The sequence below is a fragment of the Helicobacter pylori genome (genome assembly GCF_900120335.1).
Taxonomy (GTDB): Bacteria; Campylobacterota; Campylobacteria; order Campylobacterales; family Helicobacteraceae; genus Helicobacter; species Helicobacter pylori_BU.
Genome location: NZ_LT635477.1, coordinates 485697 through 505083, shown reverse-complemented (window position 1 = coordinate 505083; position 19387 = coordinate 485697). Strand labels below are relative to the sequence as shown.

Genomic DNA, 19387 nt, shown 5'->3' with positions numbered 1-19387 from the left:
AATATGCAAAAAGAAGTCTTAGTAGAAAAACCTAATCCATTAACCATTTCTTACAACTTAAAACAAGCTATCTCTAGCTTAAAATCAAGTGTGAATGCGTTAATGAAAAAAGAAGCTCATTTAGATGCCTATATTCTTGTTACTAATATTAGAAATATTGTAGATGAGTTGCATAAAGAAGTTGTTTTAGCTAATCAAAGCAATAAAAACACCCCTAAAAGAAAAAGAAAGTCTTCTTAATGTTAGAAAGTGCCCTTAAATATTGCAAGGAAAAAGCCATAGACCTTTTAGCAGGGTTTGTGCCAAAAACCTATTCTATGGCACAGGAGTGCAATATTTTAGGCTTGTATGATGATACTTTCATTATTACCAAACAAGAAAATCTAGTAGGCATTATATCCTTACAAGGACTAAGCTATTCTAATTTAATGCAAAAAGACTTAGAGGGCTATTTTGATACTAGACAAAATGTTCTCAACACCATTAGTAAAGACATTCAATTAAGAATTGTGGCTAAAAGGCGTAAGGAATTTATCAATCAAAGTCCAAATATTGACAATATTTATGCCAAAGCTATTATCACACAATTTGAAAGCAAGGAAATCTATAAAACAGAGTATTTTTTAGTGTTTGAAACTATCACTTCTAATGTCAAGTCTTTCTTTGAAAAAAAGAAATTGGAAATGACTACTTCAATTAATGAAGAGTTAGAAGAAAGCTCTAAAGAAGATAAACAAGAGAATGAAAATAGCTCCAATGAAACTCATTCAAACACAAGCTCTAAAAAAGACAAGAAAAACAAGTTCAAAAAAAAGATAACCTTTAGCGCCACAAGTAAAAGAGCCTTACTCATTCAAACCATAGAAAGAGTAAAAAACGCTCTTAAAGAATTTAAACCTACTTTACTAAATTCTAAAGAAGTATTAAATTTCTACGCAGAATACATCAATGGCAAATACATCGCCTTTAATCCTAAATTAAAGCGATTAAGCGATAGCTATATTGCATCTAATGTGCATTTTAAGAAAGATTACTTTGTCATTGAATTTCAAAATCAAAACACCTTTTGTGCGTGTGTGGGGATTAAGGCTTATGAGAGCGAAGAAATTTCTTCGCTCCCTATATCTACTCTTTTACACACCCAAATTGAACTAGATTTAATCTTTCATATCCGCTCTTTAGGGCAATTTGAAAGCCTGAATTTTTTAAAAACTAAGAAAAAGCTCACGCTTTCTAAAATAGTAAAAGCTGATATTGATAATTATATAGAATTAGTGCAAGCCAATCGTTTGAGCATGCAAGAGTGTGCTTTAAACTTAGTTATAAGGGCTAAAAGTAAAGCTAAATTAGACAAGTCTTTAAAAGAGATTTTATCCTTGCTTAATAATGCTGGACTAGGCAGTGTTACAGAAACTATAGGGCTAAAACCATCTTAATATCAACCCTAGAATGAGACATCAAACTTCCCAAGTCATAGCATCTTTGATTTTGTTTGAGAAAAATAATACAGGTTTTAGAGCAAATTCTTGGGGGGATATGCCCTTATCTGTGTTTAAGAACCTAGACCATAGCCCTTATTTGTTTAATTTTCATAATCAAGAAGTCAAACATAAGGGCGTGTTAGCCCACAATGTCGCACGAGTAGTGGGACATACCATGATTATAGGAGCAACAGGTGCTGGTAAAACCACACTCATTAGCTATTTGATGATGAGTGCCTTAAAATATTCTAACATTGATATTTTAGCTCTTGATAGACTAAATGGTTTGTATTCCTTTACCAAGTATTTTGATGGGATTTATAATCAAGGCGAAAACTTTCATATTAACCCTTTTTCATTAGAAGATAGTGCAACTAATAGAGCCTTTTTATTGCATTTTTATGCCCAAATGGCAAAAGTGGATAGTTATGATGACCATAAGGATAAAGTAGAAGATAGAACAGCCCTTTTAAATGCTATTGATACGATGTATAGAAATTATAACGATGAAGTCAAACAAGCCAAATTTAGCAACCAAGAATTACCCCTTCCTTTTGATTTAAAAGAGTTTGTCAATGCCATTGTTAAAACCAATACAGACATTTTAGATAGTAGTTTTGAAGACTATTTAAAATCTTCCTTATTTTCTAGCCGAATGGATAGTCTAGATTTTAAAACTCGTATTAGCACCATAAATACCGATAGCATTTTACATAATGATGATGACGCTGGGCTTTTAGCCTACTATGTCTTTCATAAGATGATTGACAGAGCCTTAAAAATCAATCGTGGGTTTTTATGCTTTATTGATGAGTTTAAGTCTTACGCTCAAAATGAAATGATGAATAAAAAAATCAATGAAATCATTACTCAAGCTAGAAAGGCTAATGGGGTGATTGTTCTAGCCTTACAAGACATTAACCAACTAAGCGAAGTGAGAAACGCTCAAAGCTTTATAAAAAATATGGGGCAATTGATTTTGTATCCCCAAAGAAATATTGATACCAAAGATTTAAACGATAAATTTGGCATTAGACTAAGCGATACAGAAAAACATTTTTTAGAAAACACCGCCGTTAATGAATACAAAGTCTTACTCAAAAACATGAATGATGGCTCATCCAACATTATAGATGTGAGCCTAAGTTCTTTGGGTAATTACCTACAAATCTTTAGCTCTAATTCTAGCATGGTAGAACACATTGATAATCTCATTAAGCATTACCCTAAAACTTGGCGAGAAGTCTTTGTGAGTAACAAACACGAAAATTTTGATGACAAAAAACACTTAGAAAAGGTGCTTAAATGAAAAACATCATGCGTTTAGTTTTTGTGATAGTGGCTATGTTTCTATGTGCATGCTCATATAAATTCATAGAAATAAAAAAATCCCCTTGTGCGTTAAAGGACTTAAACAACTCTTTTTTAAGGGGGACACATGTCTAATTTGCAAGAACTTAGAGAGCATTTAAAAGAATTAGAAAATTCCTTTGAAATAGGCTCTTTTACTAAAGAAAATATTAAAGAATACGCTAAATGCTTTTTTATGAGTTTAAGCATGTTTTTAGAAGAACAAGAAAAAAACCAACAAGAAGAGTTTTTAGAACAAGATACCAAAGAAAATCAAGAAGAGCTCATTAAAAGCATTCAAACAAGCATTGCTAAAAACCAAGAGTTAGAAAAAATCTCTTTTGAAAAATGGGAGAATAAAATTCAAGAAAGGGTTTTGCCTAAGTTAAAACGCATTGTTACGCATAAGTTGCAAGAAAGTATCACATCTAGCATAAACACGCAATTAGAGAGTTTTAAAAAAGATGAGTTAGATTTATCTAGCGTGTTTGAAATCCAAAGAAAGAACACTCAAATAGCGTATAGATTAGCTATAGGGGGGCTTATAGGTATCATTGCTTTAAGTATAGCCATTTTCACTATGATGCCCTTAAAAGAAAACACGCCTTATTTTATAGACTTTGCTAATAGCGATAAGCATTTTGCTGTGGTGCAAAGAGCGGATACCAAAGTAGATTATGGCGAGGCATTTTTAAGAAATCTAGTCGGCTCTTACATTACAGCTAGAGAAACTATCAATCATATTGATGACAAAGTCCGCTTGAATGAAACCATAAGAGAGCAAAGCTCTGAAGAAGTGTGGAAAACTTTAGAGCAGTTAGTATCAGGCAAGGGCAGTATCTATTCTAACTCTAATATGGATAGAGAAATTAAAATCATCAATATTTCTATCTATAAGCAAGGCAAACAACAAAATATCGCTGTAGCAGATATTGTAGCTAAGGTCTTTGATAAAGGCTATTTAATCTCTGAAAAACGCTACAGAGTGTCTTTAATCTATCACTTCAAACCCCTTATTCAATTTGATTATAGTTCTATGCCTAAAAACCCTACAGGCTTTATCGTAGATAAATATTCCTTGAGTGAAATCGCAAGCATTAAAGCCCTAGATAAGACTTATAAAAAAGTGGAAAGACCCCATTCTAAAATTGAATACAAAAAACAAAATCCAACTAACCCCCAAAACAACCCAGCTAATATGCCTAATAATAAGGAAGAACAATGATTAGGGCATTTAGGGGAATTAGTTTTACTTTATCACTCTTAGCTCCCTTATTAGCAGAAAATAACATTCAAAATTATAATGAGCCTATGGATTATTCAAAAGGCGATGTTTCCTTACAACCCTTTAATAACCAGACTAACCAAGAAACACAACCTAGCACTAACTACAACACACAGCCTAATTCTATGCAAACACCTATGCCAAATCAAAACCCTTATTCACAACCCACTACACCTATACAAAATAACCAACCAAATAACACACAAACTCAAACAATGCTAAATAACGCCAAGCAATTCACTAATAACGCTCTTAATAACACCAAGCAAACTATCACTAACGCCACTAATTATGTTAATGATAAACTCACCCCAAAACCTAATGATGCGCCTATTAGTGCATTTAGTGCTAATAGCCCTTATGCAAATAAAGAAAACTCCAAACAAACTCAAAAGAGCGATGAAGTTTTAAGCGATGATAATAGCGATGAAGATAATTCTTTAAAACCTATGACAAACTTCAATGCCATCCAAGCCAATTTTTTTGCTAAAAATCGCTCTATCAAAGATAACACCCACTTTATCCACTACACCATAGGCGATACTTTCAATATTCGCCTAAGATATGCTATGACAACCACTTTTATTTTTGATGAGCCAATCGCACAAGTGGTTCTAGGCGATGATATAGGCTTTTCTACTAAAATGCTTGGCGAAGATAAAGAGCATTTAATTTCTAATATCTTACTCATTAAGCCCTTGCAAATTGGCGTAGATAGCAATTTAACTATCATTGGAAAAAGCGGTAAGGTCTATAGCTTTTATATGTTTTCAACCACATATACCAGCTCTAAAAACCCAGCCTTAATGGTGTATATTTCTTCTAAAGAGTATTTTAAAAATTTCACTACCACTAAGAAAGAAATCAACAAAGAAAATAAACCCACTCATAGCACCCAAAACAAAGACATTAAAACAAGCCATAATGTCCCTAAAAAGATAACTAAAAAATCACCAAATATTAAAGAGCAAAACCCACTTACAAAATCTAAAAACCCTACTACCACTAAAATAGCGTTAGCAAATGCTCCCATTTCTTTAAATCGTTTCAAATCCCCTAGCTATCCACCTAGTAACGCTTTAGCTAATTCTAGAAAGGCTTCAGAAAATTTTAAAGTGATTAGCAATCAAACTAAAACTTTCAAAGAGCATAGACACAGCCAAGATGAAATGAAATATGTGGATTACTCCGCCAAAATCAAAGATGATGGCAAATTCATTAAAATTGGGGACAATGTCAATCACATCTATATCAACAAGAAAAAAATGGAATATGGCTATGTCATTATAGACAAGAAAAAACGCAAATGGTATTGCTTATGGATGTGTAAAAAGGTTGTCAAATCCAAATACAAAGATGATTTACCCACTCAAATCTTTAATGATGAGCAATTTACCTATTTTAAATTTAACCGCTCTAATGCTAGAAGTAAATTCCCTGTAGTTTATAAAGTTATAGATGGCTATGATAATCCTGTTAATAGCAGAGTAGTAGGCGATTACTTAATCGCTGAAGATGTCTCAAATCAATGGAATTTAAAGCTTGGTAAAGCCTATCTTTGTATAGAAAAGATAGCAAAGAGGGCAAGATGAAACAATCCTTGCTTAAAAAGATAGGCTTAGGTGTTGGGGGCTTTGTTGTTTTAATGGCATTAGGATTGCTTGCTAATAAAGGCTCAAACAATAACAATAAAGAAGAAATCTTTCAAGTAAGTGAGAGTAAATTCCCTTTAAGTGATTATTTCTTTGAAGAAGTCAAAGAAGAGCCAAAAAAAGCCAAAGAAACACCAGAAGTAACTACCCAAGAGCCTACAACACAAACTAGCCCCAATCCTAGTGTTTCAGCTAATCCTAACATTAAAGATTATAGTCATCTTAACAACAATCTTAATCAGCAAAATAATACTATCACGCATTTACAACAAGTTTTACAAAGCCCCTCTAAAATAAAGCCTAAACCAAAGCATACTAAAGAGCAATTAGAATTTTTAAACACACGCCTTAAACCTTTAGAACCAACTAAACCAGCCACTAAGCCTGAGATGGAATACGGCGTGGATAGTTTTACTAATTTAAAATATAAAGACATCGGCACTAATGAGCATAAGCTTTTAAGAACCATAACCGCTGATAGAATGATACCAGCCTTTTTAATCACGCCTATTAGCTCTCAAATTGCTGGAAAAGTAACCGCCCAAGTAGAGAGCGATATATTTGCTTCTATGGGTAGAGCGGTGCTAATCCCTAAAGGCTCTAAAGTTATAGGCTATTACAATAATAACAATCAAATTGGACAATACCGCCTTAACATTGCTTGGACTAGAATTATCACGCCTCAAGGCATAAACATCATGCTCACTAACGCAAGGGGGGCTGATGTGAAGGGTTATAATGGCTTAGTAGGCAAATACATTAGCCGAAACTTTCAACGCTATGGTATCCCCTTACTCACTAACACGCTCTCTAATGGTCTTTTAATAGGAATTACTTCAGCCTTAGCTAATAGGCAAAATAGAAAGGGTGATGGCAACCCTTTTTTTGGGGATTACTTGCTTATGCAACTCACTAGAAATACAGGCATGGGCATCAATCAAGTTATCAATCAAATGCTAAGGCAATATGGAGCGCAAAACCCCATTATCATCATTAGAGAGGGGAGCAGAGTGTTTATTAGCCCTAATTTAGACATCTTTATCCCTAAACCAAAAGATGGGGAGGTTTTAGCGGAGTTCTTTAAAGAGAAAAAACCCCTAATCAAAACAAAAGAGGAAATTAACAATGAAGAAGAAATCTAATGTGTTTAAAATTTTAATGAGTTTATGTGTAGCACTTTCAAATAGCCATGCTCTTGTCATTCAGACTATGCAAGATTGGAATTTAAGAAAAAATAGCGAATTTAAGGCTTTAGTTGTTGTGGGTAATAAGGTGCAAGAAAATACCATTGCTATGGGTAATTACAAGGTTTCTAAAAACAGAGCTAATCTTTCTATTAGTGTAACTCATATTAAAAAGGGCAATGATTATAAGACCTTACAAAGCCCCCCAAACGCCATTAAAGAAATTAAAAGCAAACTGGTTCTTAAAAAAGGCACAAGGATTGTCTTAGGCGGTGAAAACGATAGTGAGATGTCTAATGCCATAGGGGTGAGTAAAAGTGCGTATGTCTCTAGTAAAAATGGCAAAGGTTTTAGTGGGAGTGGGGCAAGTGGCATGGGATATGCAAGTGGTTATGGAGACACAAGCAATAACGCTGGCTCTAATGGCACAAGTGCAAATGGAGTAAATGGCACTTCTGGTAATAATGGGGCTAAAGGGGAAAATGGAAGTAGTGGAGCAAATGGAGCTAATGGCACAAGTGGTTATCAAGGCGTAGGCTATAACCCATTCCCCCCAATTGCTGGGAGTGGAAATGGCTCTAGTGGGAGTTCTAATAGTGGCTATACCCACTTTATGAATGGAGGCGGAGGTATAGGAGGCATGGGAGGGGGCTTTATTCCTTTCCCTTATTCCCCCGGACTTCAAAATGGTAGTGGTGCTAATGGAATTAATGGCACAAGCGGAGCTAATGGGAGTAATAGTGCTAATGGAGGCACTGCTAGTGCAGATAGCCATTATACCAATGAATTTTGCACCGCTCCTATTAGAAATGGCAATACGATGAATATAGACATTGTGGATAGAAATGGCTCTTGCTTTAAAATGCAAGCTTTTAGAAATGACAATGTCTGTCAATACAACTATGACTTTGAAAATATGAAAGCCATTAAGCAAACACAATTTTATTTTATCAACAGAGAAAACAAAAGTATTAACATTGGGGGTTGTGTGGATTTATATGGGGAGCAATTTGAATTTCCTATGTATGAAGATGCCAATAAATGCAAGCTAGATACCACCACTAATAAAGGCTATGGAAGTGGCATGGCAAGTTTTTTTCAAACAGAAATTTTATTTCGTGGGCTTGATAACTTAATCCATGTAGCTAAACCTTGCACTGATTTTGCAAATGTGCAAGAACAATTAGTTAAATACGATAATAACCCAAGCACTCGCACTGTTCAAAGAGTGATTAATCAATACTATATTAACCCCATTACTAAAGAAAAAGTCTTTATCAGTCATGATGTGGTTAGTCCTTTAAAATTTAGCTACCAAACTTATGCGTGCGGTAAATGGCAGTTTGATAACGCTAAATTAGAGGCTTATCGCCCCACTCAAATTCGTATCTTTGATACGGTGTCTAACCAATACTACAATGTAACAGGCTGTGATTACACTTCTGATATGGGTAAAGTGCCTAAAATTATCCAACCTTATATCAAAATCAATGTAGAAAGTAGCGTTAAAGGCGAAGATGTAGGCGATTTAGACACTATTAGTGGCTCAAATTATGATTTGCCACAATATACCACTTTTGAAATTCAAGAAATGTCTTTAAATAGCAGTCAATGGATAACCACTTCTTATTGTAATGATGGATGGGGGTCTTGGACTAAAACACACAGCTATACAGGCTATTCTCAAGGTAATTTACGCACCCTAGCTAAGTGGGTTACACGATATCAGACTGTCAATCAAGGCACTACGATTGGATATATCCGCCCTAGAAATGAGGGCGATAGTGATGCTGTGTATGACACCTATAAGTATTACTATGTCTCACAAGCTCAAAAAACACTCAAACGCTTTCCATCCACTATCTATGTGAATACCCCTAATTTAAGCGATGAGTATCGCAAAAATTTTGAACTCACTGTATTAAGCCAAAAGCTTAATCTCAATAATGGTGTTAAACAACTCATTAACACACAAGAATTTACCAATTGGCAAGCGACTTATTATCGCCCTAATGGGAATGGCAATCTTTGTATGAGTTATAACTTTAGCCCTGGAAATGCTTGGAAATCTAGCACTAAGGGTAAATATTGCTCATGGGCACAGACGCCTAATGCTAATTACTCATGTGCTTCGCACAACAATTGGGTTGTCCCAAACAATTAAGAAAGGAAAAAAATGAACACTAATTTAAAGAAAGCCTTGTTTTTAACTACTCTTGGTTATTTGCAAGCTAATGAGGGCTTTTTAGCCATTATGCCTGATGAAAATAAACAAGAAGACATTTCTCAAGAACAAAAATTAGAACACAAAATGGAGCAAAAAATTGCTCCACAAAATACCCTTAAAAAGCAACAATCAGCTCCTTTACAAAGTGCTGAGTTGTTACAAAGTCAAGTTAAAAGAGAAGTTAAAGAGCAAAAAAAGTCTCAAAAACACCTAGTAGCTATGCAAACTAAAAATGGCTTTTTCTTAGGCTCAGAAATTGCTATTACAGACACAAGTTTAAAACAAAGTTTAAGCTTTATTTCTAATACTACAGATGATTTACTCACTTATAGCAAGACTTCTAAAAACGCTAATTTTAATATGGGACTATTAATAGGTTATCAACATTATTTTGGAGCTAGTAAAAGGCATGGGATTAAAATCTCAAGCCATTTGTATGGAGGCACACCTAGTGATGTAAGCACAGACATAAAAATTTACAAATCTAAAGTTAGCGCTAATTACACGCCTTTAAATTTTGGCATAGATGTGAAGTATTTGTTTGATTTTTTAAATGTCATTAAAAAGAACCGCCATACACTAGGATTAAGTGTGGGCTTTGGCTGGCGTATGCAATATTATTTTGCAAAAATAGACCCCATAAAAACCAGCCATAGTGAGTTTATCACTAATAAACCTAAAGATATTTTTAATCATGGTTTTTATCCCACTATTGGACTACATTATTACTTAAACCATCATCAATTTGAAGTGAATTATCGCTTTGGAGGAGCAATTAACTATCAGTCAGTTGTGCCTAGCAAAATTGTCGTTCAAAACGGGAATTTTAAGGGCGAGGTCTTGTTTTCTAATTTTCTTACCAAAGCGACTAATTCTAGCTACATAGCGTTCAACTACGCTTATTTATTTTAATTTTAAGGAGCCAATGATGTTAGATGAAATCATGCAAGAAAACGAGTTAGAAATTAACTCCAATAATCAAAACCAAGAGCCAAAGGAAGTAGAAAAAATGCCATTGAATAATATTCAAAAAGCTAAGGAATTAAAAAACAACGCCAATTTAATTGTTCGACGCACTAATGAGTTAGATAAGGCTATCAATAAGCGTGAAAGCTTGCAAAGAGAGTTTGAAAGACGCATTAAGCACTTGGATAACAAGATTGAAACGCTTAGTAACAATATTGAAGAATTAAAAAGAAAGTAATTCTATGGACTTAGACAAACTCAAAGATTATAGGGCTTTAAGAAACGCTATTTTAAGGCTATTGCCTTATTTAGATAGCGGTATTACAGAGCTAATTATGAATAAAGAAAAAGAAATTTGGCTCTATAAGCTTAATGGAGTAAGAGAAAAAGTCTTTGATGAAAATTTAGACAAAGCCTTTATTCTGGGGTTTGGGGAACAATTAGCGAGTTTTAGAGATTTGTTTTTTAATGCTAATTACCCCACCCTTAATACTTCCATTCCTACTTCTAGATACAGAGTGAGCATGAACCACTTTGCTATTAGTGCGGATAATGAATTGAGTTTGAATATTAGAGTGCCAAGTGATAAAAAGTTTGATTTAAAAGCTTTCAAGCTTTCTAGTATCTGTCAATACGATTATGAGTATTTACAAAACTTAATGATTGAGGGCAAAAACTTACTCATTAGTGGAGGCACAGGCAGTGGAAAAACGAGTTTTTTAAACGCTCTAATTGAGTTTATCCCCAAACACACACGAATAGTAAGTGTTGAAGATAGCGAAGAATTAGATTTAAGAGCGTTTGAAAATCATAAATCCTTGTTAGTGGATAAAACTGAAAGCTCTAAATTTACCTATGAAAACGCCTTGAATATGGCAATGAGAATGTCTCCTGATAGGCTTATGGTAGGCGAGATTGACACACGAAATTCCATGCTCTTTTTAAGATTTGGAAACACTGGGCATAAAGGCATGGTTTCTACTTTACATGCAGATAGTGTGCATGGGGTTATAGAGGCGATTGCTTTAAATTTACAAATGAATAAAAGTGGTTTAGATGTCAATGTAGCAAAAAAATTCTTTAAAAGCAGTGTGGATATAACAAACCCTTTTATTTGCAGAATTTAGCATTCTTAGAAGAGATTTTTAAGGTTATGGATACACTTAATAAAAATGTAGAAGAGTGTAAAAAAATCTCTTTGGAATTATTACTTCAAATTTACAAAGAACAAAAAAGCCAAACAGAATTTAACGCCATTTCAAAAATTCTCAACGCTCTTAATGAAAAACAATCTACTACTGAGCCAAAAAAGGACAACGCATGAAAATGCAATTTGTGAAGGCTTTTTGCGTGCTTTTTAGCATTTTACTTATCCCCTTATTTTTTATCTTGGCAAATTATTACACTTTTGATGCCTTAAAGTCGTTGAGACAGGCTTATTTCTTTTCTCAAAGCGTGTTTGTAGGGCTTTATCATGGGGCAAGCATCTTTGATTTAAAATTTGAAGTCTATCTTACTATGCTAATCTCTTTAATGCCCTTTGTGGCTACGATTTATATCAATTTCCCAAAAACCACAGAAACTTCGCATGGCTATGCGAGATGGGCTAATGTTAAAGATATAGAATGCTTTAAAATTTTTAGCAAAGAGGGCTTTTGTAAAGTGGTGCATAGATTAGGGGTGCAATTTGATAATGGCTTTATTCTAGGTAAATTTGGTTTTCCAAAGCTTAGAAATGTGTGCTATGACAAGCCCTTAGGAGCGATGATTGTTGCACCCCCTGGTGCTGGAAAAACTGCATGTGTGGCTTTGCCAAATTTATTGACTTTGCCTAATAGCTGTATTATCACTGATATTAAAGGCGAACTAAGAGATAAGACCGCAGGTTATAGACAAAAATTCTTAAACAATAGAATTTTAATTTTTAATCCTTATGGTGATGATAACACTTGCTATTTCAATCCTTTTGATAAAAGGATTGTTGAAAAGATGACCTTTGCGGAGCAATTAAGGCATGTTAAAGCAGTAGGCGATGGTATTTTTGTAGATGAAGAAGACCATTGGGTATCTAAAGCTAAAGAGCTTTTTGTCTTTTTTGCTCTTTTTCAAGTAGTAACCAAAGGGCATAGCTCTTTTTATGATGTCTCTATCGCACCAGCTAATGATTATGCCCCCTTAATACACCCTAAAAGCCCTTATTACAAGCAACTTTACCAACACGATAAAAAGACAGGCGAAGTTATCTTAGACCCACAAACTAACGCCCCCATGAAAAATCCCCAAGCTAATGTTTTAAAACTCTTTTTAAATCAAGTGGCTGACCAAAAATACATAGATATGAATGATGAAAAAAACTATGACCCAAGAGAACCTGAACCCCCTTATGGAACAAAAGGGGCGTTAGATGAGATTATAAGGACAGATGCTAGGAGTTGGGCAAACACTCCTGATGATGAATTTGGGAGCATTATGTCTTCTTTTAAGCGTTTTATGTATGTCTATAAAGACCCAAAAGTGCGTGAAGCTACTTCTAAAATGAGCTTTGATTATGAAGAATTAAGAACGGGCAATATCAGTATTTACATTGTAATCGCTCAAATTGATATAGGCACACTTTCTTCTTTAATAAGAGCCTTTTTAGAGAGTATTGCTAAAAACCTTATGGTCAAAGAAAGCTCTAAACCTGAAGAGCGTATTTTTATCATTGCTGATGAATTTGTTAGATTTGGTAAGTTGCCTTTCTTGTTAGAAATGCCAGCACTTTGTCGCTCTTATAATGTTGTCCCCTTATTCATCACGCAAGATTATGCGATGATTAGAAAATACTATAGCGATGATGATTTGAAAATCTTAAAAGGCGTGGTGCATTATAACATTGTCTTTAAGATGAATAGTGCTGAAGATGCTGAGATTGTCTCTAAGGAAGTGGGCGAATTTACAAGACAATCTAAAAATTATTCTACCGAAAAAGGTCAATTGGTCTTTGGAGGTAGCTCTTCTTATAGCCATGAGGGTAGAAACTTACTTACAGCCCAAGATATTATGAATATCAATTCAGATGAAGTCATTGTTATTGTTACAGGGGCTAAAGCTACCCCCTTAAAACTCAAAGCTAATTATTAGTTCAAAGATAAAGAGCTTTTAAAAAGAGCTAATTTGCCTATTGATTTAGAAGTAGAGAGACAAAGAGTTGAAGAGCCTATACAACCCACTACAGAGATTGAAACAACCCCTAATCAAAACAAAGCTGACTTAGAACCAAGTAATAAGGGGGAAAAAGTAGAGAATGAGAGCAATGAGAGAAACACTAACGAGAATAATCCCACTACACCACAAGAGCTTGAAAATTCAAACTTAAAAGAAAGCGAGAAAGACAATGAAAGTCCCATTACCTTAGAAAATGCTAATGAAAATATAGAGCAAGGAAATCACAATGAAATTGATGAGATTTTAAAAAAGCCACTGAGTGAAATCAGTATGGAAGAGAAAAGAGCCTTGTTTAAGAAAATGCAACAAGGCGATGAAGAAAGCGAACAAGAAGTTACACAAAGCACCCAAAGTTAAATTTTTAAAGGAGCAATCAAATGAATAACAGCGTCATCATTATTGAAAGTCCTAATAAGGTAGCTAAGATTAGAGAAATCACAGGAGCTAAGGTCTTTGCTACCATAGGGCATTTTATGCAACTTAAAAGCTATGATGAAAGTAATGGCTTTAAGCCGACTTTTGATTATGACCAAGAAAAGAAAAAACATATTTTTGAGATGATAGAGGCGTGTAAAAACAAAAAGGTTTATATCGCCACTGACACTGATAGAGAGGGCTATGCTATAGGCTATATGTTTTATCAAAAAATCAAAAATGTAGCTAGTTCTATTTATAGGGCGGAGTTTTTTGAAATCACACCAAGTGGGATTAACAAGGGCTTACAAAACGCCCTTTTATTTGAAAACACCAATAAGCAAATGTATCAAAGCGCTTTAGCAAGACGAGTTGCAGATATGCTCTTAGGTTTTACGCTATCCCCTTATTTAGGTAAGGCTTTAGGACAAATGAAAGGTAGTAGTGTTGGGCGAGTGCAAACCCCTTGTTTAAAACTCATTGTAGATAGAGACAGAGAGATTGAAAAATTTAAGGCTTTACCTGAAAATGAGAAAGTAAGCTATCAAATTCAAGCTAAGATTAACGATAGTGCTAACAGAGAAGTAACTATCAAGCATTGTGATGAAAAGGGCGAAGAGATTAAATTCAATGATAAAGAAGAGGCTTTAAAACTCTTTGAGAGCTTAAAGGATAATAAAGCTTGTCTTTTAAAGGATTTAAAAAACTCTGTTGTAGAGACTAAACCTAAAAAGCCCTTTATCACTTCTACGCTTTTAGAAAAAGCAAGTTCTATGCTTGGTTTAAGTATTAGCGAAGTGCAATCACTAGCTCAAAATCTCTTTGAGGCTGGACTGATTACTTACATTAGGACAGATGCGGAAAGTTTGAGCGTGGAGTTTTTAGATGAGACAGAGAGCTTTTATGCACCTATTTATAAGGACTTGTATTTAAAAAGAGAATACAAGGCTGGCAAGCAAAGCCAAGCAGAAGCCCATGAAGCAATTCGCATCACACACCCCCATACTACTGAAGATTTAGAAAGCATAGTCTATAATGCTAATATTACTAATCAAGACGCTTTAAAACTCTATCAACTCATTTTTGAAAGGACTATTGAAAGTCAAGGCAAGAATGCCATTTATGACAAGCAAGATTTGCTCTTTAAAATCAAAAACGAGTATTTTAAATGTTCTGTAAAGGGTTTAAAAAGTGCTGGATTTTTAGCAATGTTTTCTAAAAAAGAGCTAGAAAATGATGAAAGTAATGATGATAAAGACAATAAAGAAAAAGAACAAAACGCACAATTTAATCTAAAAATTGATGATGTGTTAAGTCTAAATGACTTAGTTTTAGCCACCATTAAAAGAAATGCCCCAAGTGCTTATAAAGAGGCAGATTTTGTCAAGCTTTTAGAAAATAAAGGCATAGGCAGACCTAGCACTTATGCGAGCTATTTGCCTACGCTTGTAAAAAGAGAATATATCAGCATTAGCCAAGATAAAAAACACATTATTACGCCTACACATAAGGGTAAAAGAGTGGTAGAAGTGTTTGAAAATGCTTATCAATTCATTATTGATTTGACCTATACTAAACAAATGGAAGAAATGCTAGATGAGATTGTAGAAAATAAAAGCTCTTATGTGGATTTTATCAGCAATTTAAATTCTAAATGCCCTAAGATTGAAAAGCTAGAAAGAAATGATGATGAGATAAAACCTAGCAGTGAAGGACAAATCACTTATATAGAAAATATTTTAAGAGATTTGCAATTAAATTTAAGCGAAGAGTTTAAAAACTACAAAGAAGACAACAGAGTGGCTAAGGCGTTTTTAGACCGATACATTAAAGAGCATGAGTTTTTTAAGAAAAACAACAAAAAGGCTAGTAGCTCTAATAATGATGAAAATAGACCCGCTACGCCTAAACAAATTAGCTTTGCTGAGATGTTAGCTAAAAAGCATAATGTCAAGCTCCCCAAAGGATTTAAATATAGTATGAAAGTGTGTGGGGATTTTATCAATGAGTATCATAAGAAGTAGTAAGTGAAATTTTGCTAAACTAGAACCTAATTAAAACTAATGAGGGAGTTTAGCATGCTTTATATTCCACCCACTTCAAAAGAAGTCTATGTTAGCTCTATTGTGGCTTTAAATATCCATAGCCCACAAGGCACAGGAGATTGGCATAGTAGCTATGCTTTAATGGAGAATGCATTTGATGATATAGGGGTTTATATCTATGGTGAAAAACAAGCTCATAATACTAATAAACTACTAGGCAATCTAGGCATTATAGATGGCACAGCAAGGCTCAATAAAATGGGCTATTACCCTAAACATACTCCCACTTATATTGCAGAGCATCCAAGAGCTTGTGTAGATTGTCTCTATGTTTCTGTATTGCAAACTGGAAAGCTAGGGGTTGTTATGCTAGATGAATGGTTTCCTAGTATTGAAGATAAAGAGAGTGTCTATGCTCTTATAGAAGTGATGAAACCCAAATTAAACAAGCAAGAAAGAGAGAATTTGGATAAATGGATAGCAAGAAACCCCATTATAGAGTGAGTTTAAGCGAACAAGCTCTTAATCATGAAAAACTGATGAGAGCCATTGTTAAAAATCTAGCCGACACCCCTATGGTATTAAAAGGCGGAACAGCTTTGTATCTAGGCTATGGCTTAAATCGTTTTTCAGAAGATTTAGACTTTGATTGTCATAAAAAAATCAATCTCTTAGGCAGAGTAAAAAGCGCTATTCCTAATGGCATTATCTTAAATGATATTCATATTAAAAAAGACACTGATAGTGTGGGGCGTTATATGGTGCGTTATGCTACCAAAGACAATAAAGAAGAACAAACTTTAAAATTAGAAATATCTTATAGAGACGCACCAAAAGAGAGCGAAGTCAATGTGATTGAGGGAATGCGAATTGCTAAAATAGAGCGTATTATTGATAACAAACTCTGTGCTTGCTTTGATGGGGAGCATATAAGAACTAAAGCTAGAGATTTATTTGATTTGCATTTTTTAGCCAAGCATTATGAAGAACATTTTAACTTAGATTTAGCAAGTCGCTTAAAAGATTTTAGCAAAGACCCTGACAAATTAGTGAGCGATTATTTAGTAGATGTAAAACTAGATGCTTTATTAAATCAAATTATGGACTTAGAAGAAATAGCCCTAGAATTAGGGGTAATGGCTCAACTAATACATAAAAAACTTGAAAAACAATCTCATTCCCTTAATGCCTTGCAAGAGCAACAAGGCTATAGCAATAATGATAATAGCCTAGACAATTCTAATGAAAACACCTACACACCTAAGCGTAGGCGATAAGTAACCTTATTGAGTGGGTATTTGATAGTTTTTAGTTGTTTTGTCTTGTTAATTTAATTCTATTTAAAACTACTTAAATACCCTTGCTCTCTAAAATCTCTTTAAAACATTGTTGCAATTTTTTAGAAAATGACTCTTTTTCTTTGTCATAGTCTTTTCCTAAGCTGATATAAAGTGCGGTGTCTTTGTCTTTAAAGTCTTTGATTTCTTTTGTAGGTTTATAACTCAAAAATTCTCTAATCTCTTTAGCATAACCTTTTACTAAAACTTGCAATAAGTCAATGTCATAAGAAAATTTATCTTTAAGGACATTTTGAGCGATTTCTATTAAGCACTCATCATAGATTTCTACACTTTCATTAAACACTTCTTCTACATCACTTTCTTTAATACCATTTAAAAATAGATAGTAATTAAAGAGCCTATCTTCTTTTTCTTCATTTAGCCATTCTAAATCATCTTCATATTCTTCTTCATCTATAGGCTTAAAATCACTAGGAATAGTGCTTTCATGATCAATAGGACTAAACTTACACATCAAGCGTGAAATAAGAATTTTAGGGGCATTCTCATTGCTTATCTTAGCAAACACCATATTGGCTAAGATATTAGCTAAGATTAACTTCTCTACTAAACTAGCTTGGCTGATTTCTTGTTCTAGTGTATCCTTAAACTTTAAAGGGGTGTCTTTATAGATTGTCTTATGCGTAAAAAATTCATTCAAGTTCATTGTTTTCATTATTGCCCTTTTCTTTGTTTTGTAATCTTTCTAGTTGCTTTAAAAGCTTTTGCTCTTGGGTGTTTTTTCTGTGTTTTAAATGCCTAATAAGCGCTTCTTCAATAAAAGTGCTTCGTGTCTCTTTAAATGAGCCAAATTCTAGCAAAAATTCATCAAGTTCTTTTATCACACAAGGACTAAAGGCAATGTTAAAGCTCTTTTTCTTATATTCATCTAACAAGCTTTTTTTACGCCCCCTTTTTTTAGGGATTTTTACTTCCTTTGTGCTAGGCTCTTGTTTTAGGGGGGTATCTTGGGCTTGTTCTTCTTGTTCTTCAAACTTCTTTTCTAGCTCATCAATTTGTTGTAAATCCATACTCGTATGCTCCTTATTGTGTTTATTTTTGTGCTTTTTAACTCTTCTAAAACGCATGTCTTTTCTCTTTTTCTAAATGGCTTTTTAATTCGTTGTGAAAATTAACCCACTCATTGATAGCCTTTTTATCGCTGTATTCTATGACCCCTAAGCCTTCGCTTACACTGCACTTATAAACAATGCGCTCACTCAAAGAGCTTTCTAAAAGTGTAATCCTATCGCTAGGGTTATTTTCTTTAATAAACTCTATTAAGGCTTGTCTTTCTTTAAGGGTAGGAATAGTAGGCATTCTATTGATGACAATTAAGGCTCTTAGATTTTCATTAAGCTCTTGGAGTTGCTCAATTCTTTCTAGCATATTAGCTAAGACTTCAGTGTCTAATTGACTAGGAGTTGTTGGCACTAGCACAATATCACTTAAAAGTATAGCTTTTTGGGTTTCTTTGCTGTATTCCCCCTTAGTATCAATAAGGATATTTTCATACTTAGATACCATTTGCTTTAAAGTATCGCTAAAGCCACTACTACGATTAAATAAGCTAAAAGTGGGGCGTTCTTTTTCAGCACGAATTGTAGCAAAAGTTTCCATAGACTTTTGGCTATCTGTATCTAAAACAACCACTTCTTTATTGTCTTTGAGTAATTGCACGGCTAAGTTTAAACAAAGCGTGCTTTTACCACTGCCACCCTTTTCATTAGCAATGCAAATGGTCATGTTATTTTCCTTATTTTAGTTGTTTTAAAAGTATATCACAATTATATAGATTTTGAATTAACTTTAAACAATTTGATTGTTTAAGATTGTTTATATAAACATAGTAAATAATTAAACTTAGTAAGGGATAATAAAACTATGTTATTTAAAGAGTATTTAGTCTTTAATTTAATATTACAATGTTGAAAGAATTTATTCTTATTTAGCTTATATCATTAAACTATTAAGAAATTAAATTATCAATTAAATTTAAAGCATTTTAAGCGAACTTTCTCAAGAAATTCTAAGGTTTAATTTGTCTTTTTCATTTTTAAAAAAAGTTTTTTTAAACATTAAAAAGGAGCAAAAAACTATCATTTTAGCTTAAGATTAGCTTAAATTTTAACTTTTTTTCATTAAATTTTTAGGTTTATTTACTTTTCATTTACTTTTAGATTAAGTTACGCATTTTAGGGGGTTGCATGGTTTGAGCCTAAAAAATGTGTGCGTA

Annotated in this window: 15 protein-coding genes and 3 pseudogenes; 15 read left to right on the top strand and 3 right to left on the bottom strand. The window is 33.7% G+C overall.

What is annotated here, in order from left to right:
• Nucleotides 1-3 precede the first annotated feature (3 nt).
• From CS889_RS02510 to CS889_RS02435, 15 genes and pseudogenes are all read left to right on the top strand, one after another.
• On the top strand, nt 4-240 hold the full coding sequence (locus CS889_RS02510) for a hypothetical protein (protein WP_001168537.1): 237 nt from the start codon (nt 4-6) through the stop codon (nt 238-240).
• Nucleotides 240-2790, top strand: a pseudogene (locus tag CS889_RS02505) (VirB4 family type IV secretion/conjugal transfer ATPase). Before CS889_RS02510 ends, CS889_RS02505 begins: the two are co-directional and overlap by 1 nt.
• Nucleotides 2787-2927 carry a hypothetical protein gene (locus CS889_RS08420; protein ID WP_000789928.1) on the top strand — a complete coding sequence of 47 codons (141 nt, stop codon included), beginning with the start codon at nt 2787-2789 and terminating at the stop codon, nt 2925-2927. The pseudogene CS889_RS02505 and the gene CS889_RS08420 overlap by 4 nt, the downstream one beginning before the upstream one ends.
• A complete protein-coding gene (locus CS889_RS02495) occupies nt 2920-4056 on the top strand; it encodes a VirB8/TrbF family protein (RefSeq protein WP_089086746.1) in 1137 nt (378 codons plus the stop codon). The genes CS889_RS08420 and CS889_RS02495 overlap by 8 nt, the downstream gene beginning before the upstream one ends.
• Nucleotides 4053-5708: a TrbG/VirB9 family P-type conjugative transfer protein gene (locus tag CS889_RS02490; RefSeq protein ID WP_000617227.1), complete on the top strand. Its 1656-nt coding sequence runs from the start codon at nt 4053-4055 to the stop codon at nt 5706-5708. Before CS889_RS02495 ends, CS889_RS02490 begins: the two co-directional genes overlap by 4 nt.
• The gene (locus CS889_RS02485; protein ID WP_089086745.1) at nt 5705-6910 is read left to right on the top strand and encodes a DNA type IV secretion system protein ComB10; all 1206 of its coding nucleotides are present in this window, start codon (nt 5705-5707) and stop codon (nt 6908-6910) included. Before CS889_RS02490 ends, CS889_RS02485 begins: the two co-directional genes overlap by 4 nt.
• On the top strand, nt 6894-9116 hold the full coding sequence (locus CS889_RS02480) for an RGS domain-containing GTPase-activating protein (RefSeq protein ID WP_089086744.1): 2223 nt from the start codon (nt 6894-6896) through the stop codon (nt 9114-9116). Before CS889_RS02485 ends, CS889_RS02480 begins: the two co-directional genes overlap by 17 nt.
• A gap of 12 nt (nt 9117-9128) precedes the next feature.
• Nucleotides 9129-10091, top strand: a complete 963-nt coding sequence (locus CS889_RS02475) for a hypothetical protein (protein ID WP_089086743.1) — start codon at nt 9129-9131, stop codon at nt 10089-10091.
• Nucleotides 10092-10107: 16 nt separating this feature from the next.
• Nucleotides 10108-10383, top strand: coding sequence for a hypothetical protein (locus CS889_RS02470; protein ID WP_089086742.1), 276 nt, complete (start codon nt 10108-10110; stop codon nt 10381-10383).
• Between the two features lie 4 nt (nt 10384-10387).
• The gene (locus tag CS889_RS02465; RefSeq protein ID WP_089086741.1) at nt 10388-11272 is read left to right on the top strand and encodes an ATPase, T2SS/T4P/T4SS family; all 885 of its coding nucleotides are present in this window, start codon (nt 10388-10390) and stop codon (nt 11270-11272) included.
• Nucleotides 11242-11469, top strand: a pseudogene (locus tag CS889_RS02460) (replication regulatory RepB family protein); the annotation flags it as partial. The gene CS889_RS02465 and the pseudogene CS889_RS02460, both read left to right, overlap by 31 nt.
• Nucleotides 11466-13709: pseudogene (locus CS889_RS02455) on the top strand (type IV secretory system conjugative DNA transfer family protein). The pseudogenes CS889_RS02460 and CS889_RS02455, both read left to right, overlap by 4 nt.
• A gap of 20 nt (nt 13710-13729) precedes the next feature.
• On the top strand, nt 13730-15790 hold the full coding sequence (locus CS889_RS02445) for a type IA DNA topoisomerase (protein ID WP_001942503.1): 2061 nt from the start codon (nt 13730-13732) through the stop codon (nt 15788-15790).
• Nucleotides 15791-15844: 54 nt separating this feature from the next.
• Nucleotides 15845-16315, top strand: a complete 471-nt coding sequence (locus tag CS889_RS02440; protein ID WP_000965788.1) for a hypothetical protein — start codon at nt 15845-15847, stop codon at nt 16313-16315.
• A complete protein-coding gene (locus CS889_RS02435) occupies nt 16285-17088 on the top strand; it encodes a nucleotidyl transferase AbiEii/AbiGii toxin family protein (protein WP_089086739.1) in 804 nt (267 codons plus the stop codon). The genes CS889_RS02440 and CS889_RS02435 overlap by 31 nt, the downstream gene beginning before the upstream one ends.
• 73 nt (nt 17089-17161) lie before the next feature.
• Here CS889_RS02435 and CS889_RS02430 read toward each other — a convergent pair whose 3' ends face one another.
• The 3 genes from CS889_RS02430 to CS889_RS02420 are packed head-to-tail and all read right to left on the bottom strand — an operon-like array spanning nt 17162 to nt 18897.
• Nucleotides 17162-17827, bottom strand: a complete 666-nt coding sequence (locus CS889_RS02430) for a hypothetical protein (RefSeq protein ID WP_089086738.1) — start codon at nt 17825-17827, stop codon at nt 17162-17164.
• Entirely contained in the window at nt 17805-18182 is a 378-nt protein-coding gene (locus CS889_RS02425) for a hypothetical protein (RefSeq protein WP_000365707.1), read from the bottom strand. Before CS889_RS02425 ends, CS889_RS02430 begins: the two co-directional genes overlap by 23 nt.
• 46 nt (nt 18183-18228) lie before the next feature.
• Complete coding sequence (locus tag CS889_RS02420) at nt 18229-18897, bottom strand: ParA family protein (RefSeq protein ID WP_089086737.1); 669 nt, start codon at nt 18895-18897, stop codon at nt 18229-18231.
• Nucleotides 18898-19387 lie beyond the last annotated feature (490 nt).

Coding starts and splice junctions, on each gene's coding strand:
- CS889_RS02510 (WP_001168537.1), top strand. CDS start 4: ATGCAAAAAGAAGTCTTAGTAGAAAAACCTAATCCATTAACCATTTCT.
- CS889_RS08420 (WP_000789928.1), top strand. CDS start 2,787: ATGAAAAACATCATGCGTTTAGTTTTTGTGATAGTGGCTATGTTTCTA.
- CS889_RS02495 (WP_089086746.1), top strand. CDS start 2,920: ATGTCTAATTTGCAAGAACTTAGAGAGCATTTAAAAGAATTAGAAAAT.
- CS889_RS02490 (WP_000617227.1), top strand. CDS start 4,053: ATGATTAGGGCATTTAGGGGAATTAGTTTTACTTTATCACTCTTAGCT.
- CS889_RS02485 (WP_089086745.1), top strand. CDS start 5,705: ATGAAACAATCCTTGCTTAAAAAGATAGGCTTAGGTGTTGGGGGCTTT.
- CS889_RS02480 (WP_089086744.1), top strand. CDS start 6,894: ATGAAGAAGAAATCTAATGTGTTTAAAATTTTAATGAGTTTATGTGTA.
- CS889_RS02475 (WP_089086743.1), top strand. CDS start 9,129: ATGAACACTAATTTAAAGAAAGCCTTGTTTTTAACTACTCTTGGTTAT.
- CS889_RS02470 (WP_089086742.1), top strand. CDS start 10,108: ATGTTAGATGAAATCATGCAAGAAAACGAGTTAGAAATTAACTCCAAT.
- CS889_RS02465 (WP_089086741.1), top strand. CDS start 10,388: ATGGACTTAGACAAACTCAAAGATTATAGGGCTTTAAGAAACGCTATT.
- CS889_RS02445 (WP_001942503.1), top strand. CDS start 13,730: ATGAATAACAGCGTCATCATTATTGAAAGTCCTAATAAGGTAGCTAAG.
- CS889_RS02440 (WP_000965788.1), top strand. CDS start 15,845: ATGCTTTATATTCCACCCACTTCAAAAGAAGTCTATGTTAGCTCTATT.
- CS889_RS02435 (WP_089086739.1), top strand. CDS start 16,285: ATGGATAGCAAGAAACCCCATTATAGAGTGAGTTTAAGCGAACAAGCT.
- CS889_RS02430 (WP_089086738.1), bottom strand. CDS start 17,827: ATGAAAACAATGAACTTGAATGAATTTTTTACGCATAAGACAATCTAT.
- CS889_RS02425 (WP_000365707.1), bottom strand. CDS start 18,182: ATGGATTTACAACAAATTGATGAGCTAGAAAAGAAGTTTGAAGAACAA.
- CS889_RS02420 (WP_089086737.1), bottom strand. CDS start 18,897: ATGACCATTTGCATTGCTAATGAAAAGGGTGGCAGTGGTAAAAGCACG.